This is a genomic window from Enterococcus sp. DIV1096b, assembly GCF_050498765.1.
GTDB classification, from domain to species: Bacteria; Bacillota; Bacilli; order Lactobacillales; family Enterococcaceae; genus Enterococcus_D; species Enterococcus_D entomosocium.
The window spans coordinates 3,041,536-3,061,407 of the sequence record NZ_JBMHEK010000001.1; the positions used below are offsets into that span (position 1 = coordinate 3,041,536).

Genomic DNA, 19,872 nt, shown 5'->3' on the forward strand with positions numbered 1-19,872 from the left:
TCTATTTTTTGAAAAAAAACGGGTGGAGATTGATTGTCTCGACCCGTTTCCCTTATCGTATGATATTAGTTTGCTTTCCAACGGTCATAGGCCGTTTGATAGACTTCGACATATTCGTCAATGCCCATTGCTTCGATCGTTTTCACATAATCGTCCCAATTGTCTAATGGCTCGACACCTGTGATAAACTTCGCTTCCATTTGTTCTACATAAGTTGTCAAATCAGTGGCAGTGGCTGCTACTTTGTCATTTTCTTCAATCGTTAAATACAGTAGCGGGAATGGTACTTCAGCGATGTCTTCCATCTTTTCTGCCGTTTCTTGTGCAACCCAATCACTAAAACGAGTATCTGGTTCTTCATCAGCCGTTTTGCGAATATGGTATTCACCTGTTGTATCAATGACAATGTTTGGTGTAGTCAATCCATATGCCGGCGTGATTTTGCCGCGTTCGTCTTCCGTGTTGTCTGTATCAATGCCATCCACATAAACCCGGACTTTTTCGCCATCCGCATTTTCTTGGTACTCCCAAAGAACACCTTCTGGCCCTTGTTCAATATATTTTGTGCCTTCTTCCGAATAGAAGTAATCCACCCAACGCATGGAAGCTTCTGGGGAAGGATTGACATTGGTCAATGCAAAAGTTCCCCGAGAGATTCGTGGACTGCCAGGAATCTTGGCTTCTGGTGCCCATTCAGAGGTCAACGGTTGGAACATCGGATCGTTCATCGCCTCTGCCTCACTGCGACCAGTAGTAAAGAAGCTGAAATAGTCGGCAAAAAGCCCTAGTTGATTGTTTTCACCCTTCGCTTTTTTCTGCTCATCTGACTGTCCATAAACTTCTTTATCCAGCAAGCCTTCATCGTAAAGTGTATTCATGTATTCCAAGAATGCTTTGTAGTTTTCTGATGTCGGTGTGTAGGAGACCACATCATCGTCCACTTGAATCCCGCGAGTCCGTAAGCCAAAGGCGGCCATCAACCAAACACGTGTCGAGTTCATATCGACATCCGTCAATGGAATCTCGTCTGCTTGACCATTTCCGTTAGGATCTTCGTCTTTGAAACGCGTCAACAATTCTTGCAGTTCCTCTGTGGTTTTCGGCAGTTCTGATACGCCTAAATTATCTAGCCACGTGCCGTTGTACCACATCGGGCCTTGCCACCAGATTGAAGTCGCATTCCGAGAGATCATTGGTAAGGAGTAAATGTGCCCATCTGGCGTGGTGATCGATTTCAAGATTGAGGGATCTTCTTGCGTCAGTGCATAAAGATTTGGCATGATTTCTGGCGTGATATACTCCTCTAAGGGAAGTAAAATCCCTTGTGAACCGTAATCGATCTCCATCGAAGCCGTCAGTGCTTGCGAACCAGCACCGTAAACGATATCCGGCAAGTCGCCGGAAGCAAAGGCTAAGTTCAGTTTCGTACTAAAGTCAGCCGATGGCGGTGTCGTATAAGTCAGTTTGATACCGGTTTTTTCTTGGTAATCCTGTAGCGTCGGCATGTCTTCCCACTCGGCCATTCCCACACCTGGTGCCATGATATTCAAGGCCAGCTCTTCGCCTTCTTTGATGATTGGAAATTGGCTGTCATGATTGATAGCAACCTCTTTCTTTTCTCCAGTTCCCTCATCTGAAGAATTGCCGCAGGCACCCAAGACGAGGGTACTGCATAAAGCGACACCCGCCATTCCTAAAAGTTTCTTTTTTAATCCCATTTTCTTCCTCCTTTGATTTTTTTATCCTTTAATTGAACCGACCATCATGCCCTTGACAAAATACTTTTGTAAGAACGGATAGACGATGATTACCGGCAACGAAGAAACGATCATGACACCGTACTTGATGACTTGAGCGAGTTGCTGTTTGCTGTATAGCATGTTCGCCATTTCTGAAGTCACATTGCTGACGGTATTTGAAGACATATCTTGAAGAATCAAAATTTCTCTTAAAATCATCTGCAGCGGGTACATCGATCGATCAGAAAGATAGATCAATGCGTTAAAGAAGCTGTTCCAATGTCCGACGCCATAGAACAAAGCCATTACCGCAATGATCGGCGTTGATAATGGTAAAACGATCTGCATGAATAGCCGAAAATCGGAACAACCATCCACAATCGCTGCTTCTTCCATCTCTCGCGGAATTGTGGATTGAAAAAACGTTCGTGTAACAACCACATTGTAAACTGAGACGGCCCCTGGAATCACCAATGCCCAAACGGTATTCAGCATGCCTAAGCTGCGAATCAGCAAATAGCTGGGAATCAAGCCACCAGACAGGAACATGGTGACCAGCATAAAATTGGTGAAGGCCCGTCGCCCATAAAAATCCTCTCGCGATAACGCATAGGCACAAGGCAAAGTTACCAAGAGATTGATCGATGTTCCTAACACTGTATAGTAGATCGTGTTCAAATAGCCACGCCAGATACTGCTGTTGCCCAATAATGTTCGATAGCCTTCGAAGGTGATTCCTTTTGGTAAAAGCCACATTTCACCTGAGTTTACCAGATGCGGATTTGAGATCGAAGCACTGACGATATAGATCAGCGGATATAAAACGATCAGCAATGAAATTGCTAAAAACACATAAACAAAGATCAAAAAGATTTTATCAGCACGGGTATCTTTTATTAAAGAAGTTGTTTTCACTTTTGGTCCTCCCTCCTACAATAGACTAGAATTGCTTAAACGTTTGGCAATATGATTGACTACGATCAACAATACGGAATTGATCAATGAGTTAAATAGGCCGACTGCCGCAGCAAAACTGTACTGCGCATCTAACAGCCCTTGCTGGTAAACAAAGGTCGCAATCACATTCGAGGATTGCATGTTCAAAGGATTCTGCATCAAGATGATTTTTTCAAACCCAACTGACATCAAGCTGCCGAAGCTCATTATCAATAAGATCACCATCGTGGGCATGATCGTTGGAATATTGATATACCAAACGCGTTGCAGACGAGAAGCGCCATCGATCGTTGCCGCTTCGTGCAGTTGCGTATCGACTCCAGATAGAGCTGCCAGATAAATCACAGACCCCCATCCCGTTCCTTGCCAAACTCCGGACAGGACATAAATCGTTTTAAACCAACGGGGATTAGTCATAAAGCTGATCCGCTCGAAACCCAAAAATTCTAATAGGTGATTGATGATCCCTGTTGAAGGAGATAAGAAAGCAATGACCATACCAACCATGACCACCACAGCAATAAAGTTTGGGGCATAAGTGACTGTTTGGGTAATCTTTTTAAACGGGCCGTCTTTGATCTCATTCAAAGCCAATGCCAGGATGATCGGCAGCGGAAAACCGACAACCAACGAATAGATACTGATTCCTAAAGTATTTTTGATGAGTTCCCAAAAATAATAGGAATCGAAGAAACGTTGAAAATGTTTAAATCCAACCCAAGGACTGCCCAAAATCCCTAATGAAGGCATATAATCCTTGAATGCAATAATGATTCCATACATCGGTCCATAAGAGAAAATCAAAATAATCAAAAATGCTGGCAACACAAACAAGTACAATTGCCGATTTTTCTTGATCTTCATTTTTATATCTTGTTTCTTTGTTTTAGGTACTGAAACGGTTTGTCTGATTGGCGCTGTTTCCATTCTTCCTCCTCCTTGCTTGGTGTTAGCCTTATCATGAATTGTATTCGCTTTCAAATCAATGTGTATTTTTTTCCCTATGTGTCGAAACGCGAATCCCAACTGCCCCAACGTTCGGCTGACTGATATCCGACCATAAGAGGTACGGTTCGGTAGCGTTTTTATAGACTGGTAACGCTTTTTTAGTGGCTAGATCAATTAGCTCGTCTTCTTCAGTTGCACCAATCTCTGTTAAAGGAATCTGTTCGAAAGCGCCTGCAGCGATACTGCGAAATGCAAAATGAGCCTTGCCCTCTTTTTGATAGGTCAAATGCCATTCATTTGGCCAAGCTATTGGGTTCGCCCGCGTTTCATAGATGCCTTCACCATATAGCGCCAACCAATTGCCGATTTCTTCTAAGCGTTGGGTCTCTTCGAATGTAAATTCGCCATCAGGTGTTGGGCCGACACCTAAAATCAAATTTCCCCCTTTGCTGACTACCTCAATCAAGGTTTCCAGCAGTTCTTGGCTGCTCTTGAAGGTATCATTCGGCACATATCCCCAATCATTCCCAATCGGGATATTGCTTTCCCAAACTTTTTTAGGAATTTCTGCTAATGCAGGAATTTTGCGTTCTGGTGTCACATAGTTTTCATGACGGCCACCCATCATTCGATCAACGATGATCAATTCCGGCTGTTTCTCACGTGCAATCTCAGCTAAACGATCCATTTGTAGGTCTTCTTTTCCTTGCCCGCACCAACCGGCATCTAGCCAAAGAAAATCGACTTTTCCGTAATTGGAAGTAATCTCTACAATCTGACGATGCACAAATGACACATAGCGCGCCCAGATTTCTGGGTGAAGGTGGGTGTCATAGCTGGCATGACGGCCTTTGACGGTATCATCATCCAACCAGTAAAAAGGAGAATACCAGTCAGCTTTAGAATAGTAGGCTCCTGTTGCAATCCCTGCTTCTTGAAACGCCGTAAACACTTCTTGTAAAATATCGCGTTTAAAGGGACTTAATTTCCCGCCGATTTTAAACTCTGACTCCATTGTGTTAAACATCGAAAACCCATCATGATGCTTTGTTGTGAATAAACAGTACTTAAATCCCGCCTTCTTACAGATCTTGGCCCATTTACGGGTATCCAGCTTCTTCGGCTCAAATCGATTAATCAACTGCCAATAATCCAAACGCAGTGCTTCGATAGTTTCTCGATAGGGCTGGTTTTCTCTAGCCCATTCATCTTTTTCAGATAATTGCCATGATTCAACGATCCCCGCTTCAGCATACAGCCCATAATGGAAGATTACTCCGAATTTCAAGTCTTGAAACCATTCCAGACGCTGCTTGAGCATTTCTGTTTCCGGGACCCACGCTGCTTGCTCTCTCTCCTTGGCTTCTTCAATATCGCCGCGAATTTTTATCATACATTTGCACTCCTTTCTTTGTTCTAAATGTAAACGAAAAAAAGTCCATCTAACAATATGTAACTTTTTTTACTGTGTTAAACCAAGCAAGAGCGTTTGTAAAATTTGTAACGAAAAAAGCTTCCTTCCATAAAAGCGTTAGGAGAAATAAAGCGGATCAAATATATTTGCTGTGTTTTTCCTGTATGGGATGTGTGATTTTTTCATCCATGCCCATTATCCATGGATCAATGGTACGATAAGGACAACAATTAAAGCGGATACAAAATGGTTATCCGTAAGAAAGTGAGGATTTTATGAAACAATCCAATGGTCTTTATCATGTTTCCTATCAAGTCGGTGAATGGCTCCTCCATTGCCTAAAATTGCAGTTTCTTTGGTTTTACTGGGTATTTCGATATGGGATATTTTTAGGCATTTTCCCTGCCACCGCTACGATTATCCAAGCTTTTTTCAACAGTTTCCAAAAAAAGGGACGACCAGCGGCTTTGAAGCCTTGGTTCAGAACTGTCGTGAAAAAAAATTTCCGTCGCGCCAATCAATTAGGAGCCATGCAAGCGGGTTTGCTGCTTTTCTTATGGCTAGAATTGCGCATCTCTAGTACCTTTATCCAAAATAGCTTGATTCACTTTTTTTTGCTGCTGTTGTTTATCAGTGCCCTTTTGATCAGCTTGTATCTGCTGCCAGTGTATTTGCGTTATGACTTGCCCCTTCTTCACTATTTTAAGCAAGCAGTAATACTGATGGTTATCAGTATTCCCCAAACGATTGCGATGATTTTGGGAATCTTAGTAACTACAATCATTTTGACTTTTTTACCGATTTTATTAGTCATCGGCTTTGTTCCTTTGTTCCTTTTTCCAAATAGTTGGTTCTCTTTTCAAGCGATCCAACGTTCAGAATCATTGCTGATAAAAGAAACTTAAGAAGGGACGTTCGTAATGAAAGACATTTTTATCCAAAGTAATGAAAATCTTGATGATTTTTTTAGTAACATACTACCGGAACTAGCGTTGCGAGAATCACCGCAAGGGCATCCATTACAGCTGATTCAACGGCCCGGTTCTCTGAAAATTTGCCATGGTCCGCTAGCAACAATCATTTACTATCAAGAAAAGGCCCATTTATTTCGGGCATTAACTTTATGGGTGCATGAAGACCGCCCAGTCTATGTCTTAGAAGAACAGCCGCATTTTGAAGCAATTGGACCAATGATCGATCTGTCCCGCAATGCAGTAATGACCGTTGAAAAACTGCAACGCTTTATTCTATTGACAAGCAAGATGGGGCTTAATCGCCTCATGCTTTATATGGAAGACACTTATGAAATTCCAGAGTATCCTTATTTTGGTCATTTACGAGGCCGTTATACACAAGGTGAGTTAAAGAAGCTTGATAGCTACGCGCAATCTATAGGTGTAACTTTGATTCCGGCGATTCAAACATTGGCACACTTAACGAATCCCTTAAAATGGGGATTTACTAAAAACATTCGGGACACGGAAGATATTTTACTGGTGGGAGAAGAAGAAACATATACCTTTTTGGAAGCAGCGATCCGTTCGATCCGTTCGTGTTTTACGACGGATCAGCTACACATTGGCATGGATGAAGCACACCAATTGGGGAAAGGAAGATATTTGGTATTGCACGGTTTAAAAGACCGTTTCTCGATTATGGCCGAACATCTGCAGCGGGTAGCTGCGCTTTGTCAAAAAGTGGGTTTTAAGCCGATGATGTGGAGCGATATGTTTTTTAGGATCGGTGCACCTACTGGTGATTATTACGATCCAGACGTGTGTTTTCCAACAGAATTGTTTGCTGACCTTCCTGCTGTCAAAATGGTTTACTGGGATTATTACCACCATGATCATGCCTCTTATCAGCGAATGTTTGCGAAACATCGGGAATTAAAACAGCCGATCGTCTTTGCTGGAGGTATCTGGACTTGGAACGGTTTGGCGCCGAACTATGGCAAAAGTTTTGCCACCATGCGTCATGCCTTGCAAGCCGCCAAAGAAAACGATGTTCAGGAAGTTTATGCCACACTTTGGGGCGACGACGGAGCCGAAACACCATTGATTGCTGCGCTACTAGGTTTGCAATATTTCAGTGAAGCGCAGTTTGGAAACGACCTTTCGTTAGAGAAATTAACTAAAAAATTTCAGCTCTTTCACCAGTCAGTTAGTAGCGATTTCTTGCTGCTTGATCGTTTTGATCAAACTGCAGGTGTACCAGAAAACAATCCTCACGGAGAAAACCCCAGCAAGCTACTGCTCTACCAAGACTTGCTGTATGGCTTGTATCAAGAAAACTTAACCGATCTTTCTTTAGCATCCCACTATCAAGGATTGGCTCAAGAGTTGGCCGCTGTGAAATCAACACGGGACACACAAACGATGTTTGCCTTTTATCAGCAGCTGGCTGATGTTTTGGCACAAAAAGCCTGTATTACCGACCAAATCACCAGTGCCTATAAAAGCAAGGACTTCACGGAATTGCGCCAAGCAGTCGATGAGCTCAGTGTCTATAAATCCGCCTTGCAATCCCTTTATGAAGCCCATCGTCAAGTCTGGTTCGACTGGAATCGACCTTTCGGTTTTGAGATTATCGATCTGCGCTATGGGGCCCTGCTGATGCGCTGTGACACGACACTCTGGCGGCTTACTGCCTTCTTGGACGGGGAGCTCGATACTTTGGAAGAATTGACTCAACCGTCCTTACCAATGGTGACCCCTTTCAGCGGCAACACTTCTGTGGGTCGCAATTTATTTCATGGAATCTATAGTGCGGGGAAAATTTCTGATGTTTAAAAGAAGGAGTGAGAAATTATGAAAACATCCTTGCTGCGCCGAACCATCATCGTGAGTTTGCTGGCTGTTGTTAGCCTATTCTTTCTCTATTTTCTAACAACCGATTCTTCTGCTCCAGTTCATGCCCAACCTTCAGAAAAACTGGAGATGACAGGTAATATTACAAATCAAGCAGCGGCGGAGGCTTGTTTGGCAGTGCTGAAAGAAAATTTACAAGCAGCCTCTGACCAAGATGCGACAGCTTATGCCGCCACGCTCGTGGCAGCGGCGCGAGCAGAGACGAGCCAAGAATTGGCTGATTTTTTTGCAGAAGAACAGCTGCAGCACACGCTGCTTTCTTTTGAAGTCGTTAAACAAGAGACAGGATCCATGCTGGTCGCGGCGCAGCAGAAAACGATCAGCCCAAAAGATTCTTCCTACCGTGATCACATCACAGAGGCTTACCATACTTTCGTTAAGGAAGCAGATGGCTGGAAAATTCAAGAAACAGTCATGACGAATACAGAATTTCTTTAAGTGAGTGAAAAAGGAGTGATTTTTAATGAGAACGTATAAGAATTGGCCTGCCAACTACCCTGATCCAAACTGGTTCCTCCATGATCGGTTTGGCTTATTCATCCATTTCGGCCTATTCAGTATTGGCGCTCGACACGAATGGTTTATGACGACAGAAAAAATTGAACCCACCACCTATCGCGAGAACTATTTTTCTCAGTTTGATCCTGATCTTTTCAACGCGGAGGAATGGGCTCAAACCGCAAAGAAGGCTGGTTTTCAATACATGGTCTTCACGACGAAACATCATGAAGGTTTTGCCCTTTGGGACACCGCTCTCAGCGACTACAAAGTAACCAACACCCCATTCAAGCGAGACCTCTTAGCAGAACTGCTGCCGGCATTTCGCAAGGTCGGCATTAAGGTCGGACTGTATCATTCGCTGATCGATTGGTATCATCCAGATTTCACGCTCGACGGCCTGCATCCGCAACGAGAGACTATTCAAGCCCGTCAAGCCAATGACCAGCGGGACATGCGCCGTTATCAAGATTTTTTGGCTGGTCAAGTCACCGAACTATTGACCAATTATGGAACCATCGATTATATGTGGTTTGATTTTCCTTATAGCCATCGAGATTGGGGCTGGTCAAAAGGCAAGGGTGCCGCCGATTGGGATAGTAAGCGGATCGAAGAAATTTGCCGAAGTCTACAGCCGGAGATGTTACTGAATGACCGTTTGGATTTGGGCCGAGGGATTACCACCCCTGAGCAATTCCAACCAGACAAACCATTAGAAGCGAATGGATTGCCTTTAATATGGGAAGCGTGCCAAACGATGTACGAAACGTGGGGCTATGATCGTGATGCTCAGCACTGGAAATCCAGTGAAATGATGACCAAAATGCTGATTGACACAGTAGCAAAAGATGGGAACTTTCTCTTAAATATCGGTCCGAATGCTCGTGGAGAAATCAACTTACCAACTCGCGGCCATTTAGAAGCCATCGGTTCATGGATGCATTATCATCAGCAAGCGATTATCGGCTGTGGTGCCAGCACTTTTCAACCGCCTATTGACAGTCGTTACACCCAAAACGGGAATAAACTTTACTTGCACCTCTTCTCCTACCCCTACAAATCCTTGCATCTTCCGGGACTTGCAGGATGCGTGAAGCATATCCGTTTCTTACATGATGGCTCCGAGTTGTTTTATCGAGGATTTGATCCCGAGGAAGTTCTCACGTCAACGGAAGCCATCATCAACAAAGAGGACCTTGTTCTCAGCTTACCCGTCTGCCCCCCAGATGTGTTGGTACCAGTGGTCGAAATCACTTTAAAAGAAATATAAGCGCCTATTGCACTGTCCTAAATGAATATTTTATTGATACAAAAACATTGTCCTTACTTTCTTTACAAAAAAATGACTAGAAACTGATCGTTTCTAGTCATTTTTTATGGCTATTTTTTCAAAAACTCCCCAAATTCGCTTATACGAAAGTAGCGAGCTAGCTTGTTGAACAGGTGATGAGAACATGCAAACAAGCTGCGGGATTAATCCTTTTTTAAAGGTACTTACCACGGGAGGGTCAAAGTTCCTTAGACAAATAAAGAACAAGATCGTCATTGTTACAACAAGGCACATTCATCGCACAATTTTGATTATTGAACCAAACACCAGATCCATCTGGAATATAGCCTTGTTTTACATACAGTCTCTGGGCCGATCCATAACCATTGTGTAAACCTACCCCTAATGTCACCACGGCAGCTATTTCTCGTGCCTTTTCTTCGGCTGCTTTTAAAAGCTGACTGCCTACCCCTTGTTTTTGATAAGATTCAAAAACATTAAAATCCACAATTTCTGGGTACAAGCCTTTAAATGGTCCGTGCTTTGCTAGAGGGACCAATGTCAAATACCCGGCAGTTTTGTTGTTTATTTTGGCAAGCAAAATGTATCTCTCCCCCGCTTCTTGCTCGTTTAAATACTCCATCAAGAGCTGCTGGCGAGAAGGCCACCCTTGCTTTAAAAACATTTGATCCATTTCAAGGATATCTTTTTTCTTCAACGGTTGAATGTCTATGATCACTTATTGCTCCATTTCTCCCCTCACTCGGAGTTACGTTCATTTTATCAAAATACTATTGGCTTTTGTTTCACTTGTCGCTAAACTTATTCATCATAAAGAAAACAACAGGGATTGTCAGCGATGTGCCCTTTCACCCAATTCCTCTAACAATCAGCTAAATGTCGCTTCCCACCCATCATAAAGCTTTCGAAATGTCTCTTTTGGTCGATTTGGCTCATTATAAACTTTTTGGCTAATGGCCGTTTGGAGCCAAAAAATCGCTTGGATCACTTCACGACTAGTCTGAGCCTCAGGTACATCCGCCCAGACGGATAAAGCGATCGCCTGTGTTTGGGCAAGCTGTTCCTGTGCAACTTGTTGTCCATTGGCAAACGTCGTCAACTGGAATTCATTGCTGATTTTTTCGTAAGTTGGGTAGGTATACCCTGCCGCTTCTCCTAAGACATAATAGAAAAAATTATCATTGTGATTGATCATGGTATAGCCCTTTTCAAAAAAGACATCCGCCGGCGCCATATTCTGGTTCCAACGGGTCCAATAGGAGATTTGACAATTCTCCGTCAACGTTGTCTGCTCTTGGCGATTCAAGCGGTAAAAACCATCATTCCAGACCCGCACAACAAAGCCGAGACTTTCAACAAAGGCCGCCAGCTCATTGACATAATCAATAAAGACTTCGATTCCGCTGGCTTTTTCCCCATAACGCTCGCGGGCAGCTTCGATCATTTGTGGAAAGTTTTCTAACTGGTCAAAATCAATAAACTCATCGGCCCCGATGTGAAAATAGGTGCTGTCTTCAAACAGTTGCGCATATTCTCGATAAACTTCCTGAATAAAGGCTACCGCTTCTGAATCCAAAATGTTCAGTGCTCGATCATCACGAGTGCCATCTGCTGTCGGCAATTGCCATTGAGGTTTTTGTGCTAGGACTTGACGCAAATGACCAGGAGAATCAAAATCAGGGATAATGGCAATTTCATGGTTTTGAGCATACGCAATCAATTCACGAATTTCTTGCTTGGTCAAACATTCTTCCGAAACAATTTCTGGAAATTGCTGGGATTCAATCCGAAAGCCTTCGTTTTCCGAAAAATGAAGTTGCAGATGCGTGAATTGGAAGCAAGCCATGCTGCGGACGATTGCTTTCAAATCAGCTAGCGAATAAAATTTGCGCCCGATATCGATCATCAGACAGCGTTCTTTAAGCGCTGCTAGATAGCTTTTCTGTGCTAATTGACCCGTCGCCTGATCTCGGCCATATTTGGTTAACGCGTAAAAGGCATGTTCTGGCGAGGACACACTGATTGTTTGGTTTTCAAATCGAAAATCAGCATCCAGCTGCGGATCGATCACTATTTTCGGTAACGGATCTTTCGCCGACTGCCAACCTATTTCCTCAAAAAAGACGGCTGCTCGTTGCTGAACTTTTGTCAAATCAACTTGTTTGTTCATCTCATTTTCCCCCATACTTTCAATAATTTCTCATTTTTTGGTTCATTTCACGGTATTGCCCTGGTGTCACACCCACTATTTTTCGGAACTTTCTCGTATAATTGGAAACATCATAATACCCATTGTTGCGAATAATTTCTTTGATCGGCAAATCTGTTTCAATCAGTTCTTCTTTGATTTTTTTCAGCCGTAATTCTTGAATATATTTGGAGAAGGTTTTGCCACTTTCTTTTTTTACAAAACGGCTGACATAAGAGACAGATACACCTACTTCCTCTGCCACCGATTCTAGCGATAGCTGAGAGGAATGATAATTTTCTTGAATAAAACTGAAGATTTTCTCATTCATTTCCGACTCGTCATCCAGCGGCTGTTTCTGCACCTTTGTACAAATCTGCTGGGCAATCGTTAACAAGGCCGTCTGCAATTGATTCAAGCTGTTGAAATCGGCACTTTCAGAAGCAGTATGCAGTACCTCTGCCCCCACCAATTCACCGCCGACTTGCGCGATCGTATTCAACAAGTAGTAGCCGTACATTTTTTGGACACGAGGCGAGGTCTGCTTGCTCTCGCCTTCTTCAATCAAACGTTGGATCGTTTCACTGGCAATTTCAATATTTCCTTGATTCAAGGCTTGGATCAATTTTAATTTTTGATTGTCTGGATAATTGATCGGTAAATGTTTGGTCTCTTGGGAAAGCTCCGCATAGTAGCTGATTTGCTTCCCTTGACTTCCTTGATTTTCCAGTGCCGCCAATCCTTCGATATACGATTCATTAATAGCCGTTAGTTGATCCACCGTCATCCCGACACCCATTGCGGGTGTTAGGGAGATCGCTTGGGTAATTTTTTCCGCGATAGCATCTACAATTTCTTTTTGTTCTTTGCCATCAACAAAGCCAACGGTCAATGCCAGCATTTCTGTGGACAAAATTTCAGTGGCATATGCCGTATAATCAGCCTCTTTGATTTCTTCGATATAATCAATTAAAAATTTCTTATCTCCTTGCTTGGCTTTGGTATCAACAGTTTTCGTATCAATGGCGATCACAAAGTAATTCGACTTAGGAAAACAAACATGGACAGCTTCCAAAAGCAGAGCCAATTCTTGTTCTGAACGGAAACGTCCACTCATTAATTTGCGCAATACTTGTTCTCTCGCATGGGGTGTTTGTAAACGTACTTCCTGATGCAGTTCTTGGTGCTCTACCAAAAATGCCGCTAGCGTATTATGGACATCATCCATCGAATGAAGGGTCATTTTGGGGTCCCGATGAAACTCCTGAACCAGATTTTCGATTTTGCGAATTGGGCGATAACTACGTAACCCAAGCATCACGACTGCAGTGATACCCGTAAATAATATGGCGATAAATACTAGGACGAACTGCTCTTGTACACGGTTGACCGATGCCAGCGCTTGATTCGGATTAGCAACGGCTACCACTGAAATATTCAATTCATTATTGGCAATCGCTTGAACAAAATACGTTGATTGTTCAAACCGCATTCGTCCTGTTTGAATGCCTTTTTTCATGCGTTCGGGATGATTTAAAAAGCGCGCTAACTCATCATTGGTGGTACTGGCTAATAACTGGTACTCATCATTGATAATATAGGTGTTACTGATCCCATCGTTATTGCTGAGATCAAGAATTCTCTTCAAATTGTTCTCTTTGATTTCATAGATCGCTGAGCCATAGACAGTCATCTCTTCACTTTGAATGGGAACGATATAAAAGAAACGGGAATATCGCTGATCCTCACCGGCGCCTTCTAATGTCAACAATGTAGGCGCTGAGGAATCCAATTGTGCGGCTAACTGTTCCTGGCCCATTTCATTTTTCGGCAGTACTTTTTTCAAAAATGTGTCAAAAGAGAATGATCCTACGGTTGAATACAAGGTTGCTGGGGACTCTTTATAATATAAATAGACTTCTTCGACTAAGTCGTTGGTGATTTTGTACGTTTGCATGGCCTCTCTTGCTTCTTTGGTCAAGTAAGGATGCTGCAAATATTTCAATGAGACAACATGATCATTGGTCATTTTTTGCGTCAGATAATTCAATTGAATAAACGTATTTTCTAAAGAATATTTCAACTGAATCAATTGATTTCTAGCGGTCAGCATCACTTGTTCATTGATACTTTTGACAGATGTATCATACCAAATCCATGACACGGCTAAAAAAGGCACTAAAAACACGATTAAATAAGAGCTGATGGCACGAATGATTCCCCTAAATAGTTTTTGACGATTCAGTTCCGTGTACTTTCCCATTTGCATCACCTATTCTCTGTTATTTCGAAAGCTCAAAAACGCTTTCATTTATCGGTACTTATTTAGGAGAAAAGAATGTATGATACTCTAATAAAATACGCTTTATTTTAATAAAAAACAATGCTTTTTTACAAGTCAGCTATCAGGCTTGTATTTTCTTAACCAGTTATAACAAGCGCCCAATAAATTAGATTCATTGCCGAAACGACAGGCACAAATGTTTGGCACGATAACAGTACTAGGAATTTGCTCAGCAATCATAGCTAATCGTGCGTTTACATGTGGGATCAAGAAACGGCTCGCACTGATTCCACCGCCAATCAAGATGATTTCCGGATCAATCATATATTGCAGGCTATAGCAAGCCGCCGCCAGTTTATCGACAAAATCAGCTACTACTGGCAGACATCGCGGATCTTGTTCTTGAACCAGTGTATCAATACGCTGGCCATTGATTGTTGGGTCTCCGATACGTTTTGCTGTTTTCTCTACTAATGTTCTGGTTGACCCTGCGATGCTCCAAAGTTCCCAATCCTTCCTTTCGGTCGGAAAAAGCAGATAACCAAACTCTCCTGCTAGTAAGTGTTTGCCGCGAATCAATTGATGATCGATCATCAAGCCACCGCCAACGGATGTACCTAGGACAATTGTCGCAAAGGACGCACAATTTTGAGCGTGACCCAACCATTTTTCTGCCAATAGCGCACAGTTGCCATCATTTTCGGCAGCAACTGGACATTGGTATGTACTGCGCAAATGCTTAACCAGTCTTTTACCAAATCCTTCATATAAAGGTGATGTCATCCCGATTTCTTGGCTTTGTGGATCAACCAGTCCCGTTGAGCTAATAGCGATGCCATCAAATGCTGCTGCATAGAATGCATCGATCTGTCGACATATACGTTGCGTGACTGTGGAATATTCCTTGTTCATAGGAAATTGAGTCAATTGTCTGCGTTCCCCTTGACTATTCACTAACCCACATTTAATAGCAGTACCGCCAATATCAATTGCTAAAATCCACATTTTCTTGACCTCGCAAGGTTTTCTTTTGTCTTGCATTCAGTATACGCAACCAATGTTTTCAGCGACCATATGTATTTCTTGCAACAATATGTCAAATCCGTCCAAGCCATAAAAAAGCCCGCAACGAAAGATATCTTGCATTTAGAAAGAATATACATTGTACATACAGAGATAGCTTCTCTGCTTATTTTTTTAGCACTTGAAAGACCTGGTTTAACGTTCAGCTTCACAAAAATGTTCATCATGCAAAGCTAAAAAATAGAACTATTAGATACAATGTCTGAGAATTTTATAAACAAAGGAATCAGCTACTCCCGTTTTTTCTATTAAGATAAGCTATAAACAAAAAAACCGTCACGCATAAGACATCCTCTCATGCGTGATCGGCATTCTACTTACTCATTGAATTTTAGGAATAGATCAAACAATTTTAAGAACTTAGTTGCAGACTCTTGGTGTCACAACAAAAAATCTATTCGCAGTAAACTAATTTTGTTCTGTTCTTACACTCTGGTCACTTATTGCTCATTTGATTCATAAAACCTCAATAAAGCGCTTGTGCTCGTTCAATACAATTCCTGCTCCAAATAATCCACCAACGGAACCAAGTATTTTTTATCCGTCCAATCGCAATCTTGTCCATTGGCTTCCATGAGTACCTTCGTCTGTGGGTCATAGGTGTGTGGCTCTTTTTTAGCGGCCGCTTTTCTTAACATTTTCACTAAGGTTCGATCGAAAAAGTTCATTTTGCTTTCCTGCCATTGTCCTCTTCCGTAAAAAAAGGGGATGTCCTTTAGTGGACCCGTGAGATTCTGTTCTCTGAGTTTTTTCACTACCACTTTTTCAGGAACAGAAGCTCCCGCACAAAAGATGAGTATCTCTTTGCCTTTTAGCTGATTGCTATTCTTTTTTAAAAAGGACAGTCCAGCAATACCCGAAGCATAGATTCCCCCACAGAAGATAATTGTGTCATAATCCATTACTTCAGCTATTTTGGCTTTTGGGGTTTCTAGGCAGGGAAAACCTGTTGCTTCTTGAAGCCAGTGGACATACTTTTTGACAGCGCCGTATTTCGATTGATAAACAAGAATGCCATTTTTCATGAGGAATTCCTCCCTGCAGTTAGGACTGCGACCTACTTTTTGTGCCATCTATTGCCTGTTTCAAAAACATCTCGTAAGCTTCTTCCTGTTGTGCATAGATTTCACCTAGTGGAATACCTGGTGTCGTTACTGCGAAAATCGTGCCGATTCCGATCGTGTAAATGAGCATATGCAAGTGCAGCTGTTTGGCGGTTTCTATGCTGATGTTCAAATCGGCGGCAATCCTTTTCGCTACTTGAGGATTCGTCTCCAACTGATACAGCTCTTCTAATGACGAAACATTCGCTCTTTTTTGTAAGACAAAAATTCTCAAAATTTGGGGTTCTTCTTTCGCCAATTGCAAATATGCGTGTCCGGTACTGCGAAACAGATCCTGGGAGTCGCTATGGGCTTCTAGATACGCTTGTAAAAATTGCCGTGCTTTCTGCTCTACTTCTGTTCGCAGACCCGCCATATTGGTGCAATAACTATAAATGGGCTGGACTGAACAGCCTAACTTTTCCGCAATATTTTTGACAATCACTTGCTCCATACCGCCTTTTCGAGCAATCTCAAAAGCGGCATCAACCACCATTTCCTTTGTTATTCGTTGTTTTGGCATCCAAGACCCTCCTTAAGCACAAGTCACATTATATAAACGATTTATATAACTCGATTATATTCTTTTGTTCCTGCGAAGTCAATCGGGTCCAAGACACTACTCCCTCACTCTTTCTATTGAATAAAGAGCTGTCGGTTTCTCCCAAATCATCGTTCATAGGTTGTAAATCTTGCATTACTTCCCAGTGATTGCTGGCTCTTTTATCCGCACAAAAAAGGTACAGCCCACAGAAAAAGGCTGTACCGTTGATAATACGTATGGACTCTTTTGCACTCGAAGCTGCTAAACTTCTGGGGTGTCCTCTGGTGGTGCTTCGAGGATTGGTTCTTCCTCTTCATACAAGGAGGAAACCCGCGTATACCATTCAAACACATGGGTAATGATCACCTTGGCAGCCGCATAGACAGGAATCCCTAAAATGACCCCAACAAGACCAAACAATTTTCCTGAAGTCAAGAGGACTAACAGGATCGTGACAGGATGGATCGATAACTCATTTCCTAGAACTAATGGCGAAATCAAGCGTCCTTCAATGGTTTGCTCAATAACAAAAACGATCAGAACTTGGATCAGTAACACTGGTCCGCCGACGATTCCTAAAAAAACCGCAGGGATCATGGCCAAAAAGGAGCCTAAATAAGGGATCAAATTTAGAAATCCCGCTGCAATCCCCAGTGTGATGGCATAATCTAAGCCAATAATACTAAAGCCGATCATAAACATCACTGCGACCGCAAACGCCACTGTCAGCTGTCCCCGAATATAGGAGGATACCTGGTCATTCATTTCTTTTAAAACGATCAGTGAGGGCTGGCGCATTTTGGTTGGTAAAAATTTGACAAAATAAGGGGCTAGTTTGCGGCCATCTTTCAGTAGGTAGAACAAAATAAACGGCATGGTAATGACCGCTAAAACGATCGTCGCAACGGCCCCGAAGAAACTACCTAGATTTTGAATCGTACTGCGGGAAAGATTTTGGACGATATCCGTCAGAGAAGAAATCAACTTCTCATTGGAAGCTTCGATCTGATCTTGGACTTGCGAGAAGATTGGATCAGACAAGATTTCATTCACCTTATTCTCAATAATCGTCAAATACCCCGGCAGATTATCCGCAAAACTCATGGATTGCTCTTGGATCTTAGGAATGATGACCACCACCCCCCAGACAATCAGACCAACCACCAAAACAAAAAGACCAAAAATACTGTAAATTCGTTTGATTCCTTTGCGCTCCAAATAGTCAACAGTGGGATTCATCAAGTAATACAAGATCCCCGCCAAAATGATTGGCAATCCGACGATTGCTAAAAATTGCCAGACAGGCTCAAACAAATATGAAACTTTCGTGAAGAGCAGCAAAATTAAGAGAATCAATAAAATGACCAGCAAGCTGGTCACTGCTTGATTGTTTAAAAACCATTTCCAAAACCAGGAATGCGGCTTTTTCTGCGTTTCTTTCATGACATTCTTTGCCTCCTAGTTGTACGTCACTTGCATGCCGACTTCTAGGTTCGGCAAAACAGTTGGCGTTAAATAAATCGCACTTGAAAGCGGTTCTTCAGCCGGCACTTCGTCAAAGACAAAGGTCACATGCTGGATCGTTTGCAGGATTTGGTTAGCCACCGTTCCTACATATTGGACTTGATAGGTCTGATCACCAAAAGTAATCTGATCCTCTTTCTTTACGACTAACGCTTGCGAATCAGGAATCGTTTGGATGACTGAATATTCTCGCAATGTATCGGTCGCTTCTTCCCCAAAGAAGATGATCATTCTTTCTTGCGAATCGATCGCCTGTGGACCGATTTCTTTGATCGTCCCTTTTTTCATATGACAAACTCCCCTTTCTATCTTCTCGTTTATTATAACATAAAGAGTTTTTCTGCCCGCCCAAAACCGCATTCTATGGTAGAATTAAAGAGGAATGAAACTATTAGGAGGTTTTTTTATGTTGCAAACGATTTATTTAGGTACGTACACTCGTCGCGAAAGTAAGGGGATCTATTCGATCGCTTTAGATACGGAAAAAGGAACACTGACCGATTTGACCTTATGTGCGGAAGAAAAAAGTCCGACTTATCTTGCCCGCAGTAAAAAAGAAGCAGTTTACAGCGTCACAGAAGTAGCTGGCAACGGCGGTGCCGCTGCTTATACCCCAGACTTTACCTTGCTGAATACCGCAACGGAAGAAGGCGCACCCCTTTGCTATGTAGCAGTTGATGAAAACCGTCAGCTTTTATATGGTGCCAACTACCACAAAGGTGAAGTGAATGTTTATAAAATTCTAGAAGATGGCAGCATCGAAGCAACGGACAGCATCTACCATGATGAACCCGTCGGCTCTCATGAAAACCAAGACAAACCTCATGTCCATTATACTGACTTAACACCAGACCAACGTTTAGCAGTTTGTGACCTTGGAACGGACCGGGTCTATACTTATGATATTTCAGAAGATGGCAAACTAACAGAAGTAGCTGTCTATGTGGCAGAAGACGGAACTGGTCCTCGTCACTTAGTCTTCCATCCAAATAACCAATACGCTTACTTAGTGGGCGAATTAGACAGCTCATTGACTGTTTTACGCTACAATCAAGCAGATGGCAGTTTTGAGAAAATCCAAAAGGTGCCAACGATCCCTGCGGACTTTACGGATTTCAACAGTGGCGCTGCGGTACGGATCTCGAACGATGGACGTTTTGTTTACAGCTCAAATCGCGGCCATAATTCAATCGCTGTTTTTGAAGTAACCGATGAAGGCGCTGGCCTGGCTTTTGTTCAATCAATCTCAACAGAAGGCGACTTCCCTCGCGATTTCGATTTGGACCCGACAAACGATTATCTGGTTTGTGCCAACCAAAATTCTGATAACCTAACGTTATACAAACGCGATGAAGCCACTGGCAAATTGACTGTCTTAGAAAAAGACATCTACGCACCAGAATGTGTCTGCGTCTTATTCAAAAAATAA

The 19,872-nt window shown here is 42.6% G+C and carries 17 protein-coding genes; 5 read left to right on the forward strand and 12 right to left on the reverse strand.

All coding sequences use genetic code 11. The annotated features are described in order from the left end of the window. Positions 1–65 precede the first annotated feature (65 nt). Genes IGJ17_RS14220 through IGJ17_RS14235 form a run of 4 tightly spaced genes read right to left on the reverse strand, consistent with a single transcriptional unit; the run spans position 66 to position 5,037 of the window. Entirely contained in the window at positions 66–1,718 is a 1,653-nt protein-coding gene (locus IGJ17_RS14220; RefSeq protein ID WP_429961558.1) for an extracellular solute-binding protein, read from the reverse strand. Between the two features lie 21 nt (positions 1,719–1,739). Beyond that, positions 1,740–2,654 (reverse strand): carbohydrate ABC transporter permease, encoded by a 915-nt coding sequence (locus IGJ17_RS14225; protein WP_008379474.1) that lies wholly within the window; start codon positions 2,652–2,654, stop codon positions 1,740–1,742. 15 nt (positions 2,655–2,669) lie between these two features. Continuing rightward, the gene (locus IGJ17_RS14230; protein WP_008379472.1) at positions 2,670–3,623 is read right to left on the reverse strand and encodes an ABC transporter permease; all 954 of its coding nucleotides are present in this window, start codon (positions 3,621–3,623) and stop codon (positions 2,670–2,672) included. 55 nt (positions 3,624–3,678) lie between these two features. Beyond that, positions 3,679–5,037, reverse strand: coding sequence for an alpha-L-fucosidase (locus IGJ17_RS14235; protein ID WP_016612903.1), 1,359 nt, complete (start codon positions 5,035–5,037; stop codon positions 3,679–3,681). 296 nt (positions 5,038–5,333) lie between these two features. On the opposite strand from IGJ17_RS14235, the gene IGJ17_RS14240 reads away from it, so the two are divergent. From IGJ17_RS14240 to IGJ17_RS14255, 4 genes are read left to right on the forward strand one after another with little or no spacing between them, the layout of a single operon-like run. Then, on the forward strand, positions 5,334–5,963 hold the full coding sequence (locus tag IGJ17_RS14240; protein WP_016612904.1) for a DUF624 domain-containing protein: 630 nt from the start codon (positions 5,334–5,336) through the stop codon (positions 5,961–5,963). Positions 5,964–5,978: 15 nt separating this feature from the next. Further along, the gene (locus IGJ17_RS14245) at positions 5,979–7,850 is read left to right on the forward strand and encodes a beta-N-acetylhexosaminidase (protein ID WP_429961559.1); all 1,872 of its coding nucleotides are present in this window, start codon (positions 5,979–5,981) and stop codon (positions 7,848–7,850) included. 18 nt (positions 7,851–7,868) lie between these two features. After that, positions 7,869–8,366 (forward strand): hypothetical protein, encoded by a 498-nt coding sequence (locus IGJ17_RS14250; RefSeq protein WP_016612906.1) that lies wholly within the window; start codon positions 7,869–7,871, stop codon positions 8,364–8,366. A gap of 25 nt (positions 8,367–8,391) precedes the next feature. Next, positions 8,392–9,696, forward strand: coding sequence for an alpha-L-fucosidase (locus IGJ17_RS14255; protein ID WP_016612908.1), 1,305 nt, complete (start codon positions 8,392–8,394; stop codon positions 9,694–9,696). A 238-nt stretch (positions 9,697–9,934) separates the two neighbouring features. Here IGJ17_RS14255 and IGJ17_RS14260 read toward each other — a convergent pair whose 3' ends face one another. The 8 genes from IGJ17_RS14260 to IGJ17_RS14295 form a co-directional block, all read right to left on the reverse strand. Continuing rightward, positions 9,935–10,435, reverse strand: a complete 501-nt coding sequence (locus IGJ17_RS14260) for a GNAT family N-acetyltransferase (RefSeq protein WP_005233764.1) — start codon at positions 10,433–10,435, stop codon at positions 9,935–9,937. Positions 10,436–10,585: 150 nt separating this feature from the next. Beyond that, positions 10,586–11,887 (reverse strand): family 20 glycosylhydrolase, encoded by a 1,302-nt coding sequence (locus IGJ17_RS14265; RefSeq protein ID WP_034872147.1) that lies wholly within the window; start codon positions 11,885–11,887, stop codon positions 10,586–10,588. A gap of 19 nt (positions 11,888–11,906) precedes the next feature. Then, the gene (locus IGJ17_RS14270; protein ID WP_429961560.1) at positions 11,907–14,174 is read right to left on the reverse strand and encodes a helix-turn-helix domain-containing protein; all 2,268 of its coding nucleotides are present in this window, start codon (positions 14,172–14,174) and stop codon (positions 11,907–11,909) included. 129 nt (positions 14,175–14,303) lie between these two features. Next, positions 14,304–15,230, reverse strand: a complete 927-nt coding sequence (locus IGJ17_RS14275) for an ROK family protein (RefSeq protein WP_061053321.1) — start codon at positions 15,228–15,230, stop codon at positions 14,304–14,306. Positions 15,231–15,760: 530 nt separating this feature from the next. Beyond that, on the reverse strand, positions 15,761–16,297 hold the full coding sequence (locus IGJ17_RS14280) for a flavodoxin domain-containing protein (RefSeq protein ID WP_429961561.1): 537 nt from the start codon (positions 16,295–16,297) through the stop codon (positions 15,761–15,763). A 19-nt stretch (positions 16,298–16,316) separates the two neighbouring features. Next, positions 16,317–16,898, reverse strand: a complete 582-nt coding sequence (locus tag IGJ17_RS14285; RefSeq protein ID WP_016621906.1) for a TetR/AcrR family transcriptional regulator — start codon at positions 16,896–16,898, stop codon at positions 16,317–16,319. A 282-nt stretch (positions 16,899–17,180) separates the two neighbouring features. After that, positions 17,181–18,362 (reverse strand): AI-2E family transporter, encoded by a 1,182-nt coding sequence (locus IGJ17_RS14290; RefSeq protein ID WP_005233743.1) that lies wholly within the window; start codon positions 18,360–18,362, stop codon positions 17,181–17,183. Between the two features lie 15 nt (positions 18,363–18,377). Then, positions 18,378–18,731, reverse strand: a complete 354-nt coding sequence (locus IGJ17_RS14295) for a PTS glucitol/sorbitol transporter subunit IIA (protein ID WP_042890673.1) — start codon at positions 18,729–18,731, stop codon at positions 18,378–18,380. Positions 18,732–18,849: 118 nt separating this feature from the next. On the opposite strand from IGJ17_RS14295, the gene IGJ17_RS14300 reads away from it, so the two are divergent. Continuing rightward, a complete protein-coding gene (locus tag IGJ17_RS14300) occupies positions 18,850–19,872 on the forward strand; it encodes a lactonase family protein (RefSeq protein ID WP_034878296.1) in 1,023 nt (340 codons plus the stop codon).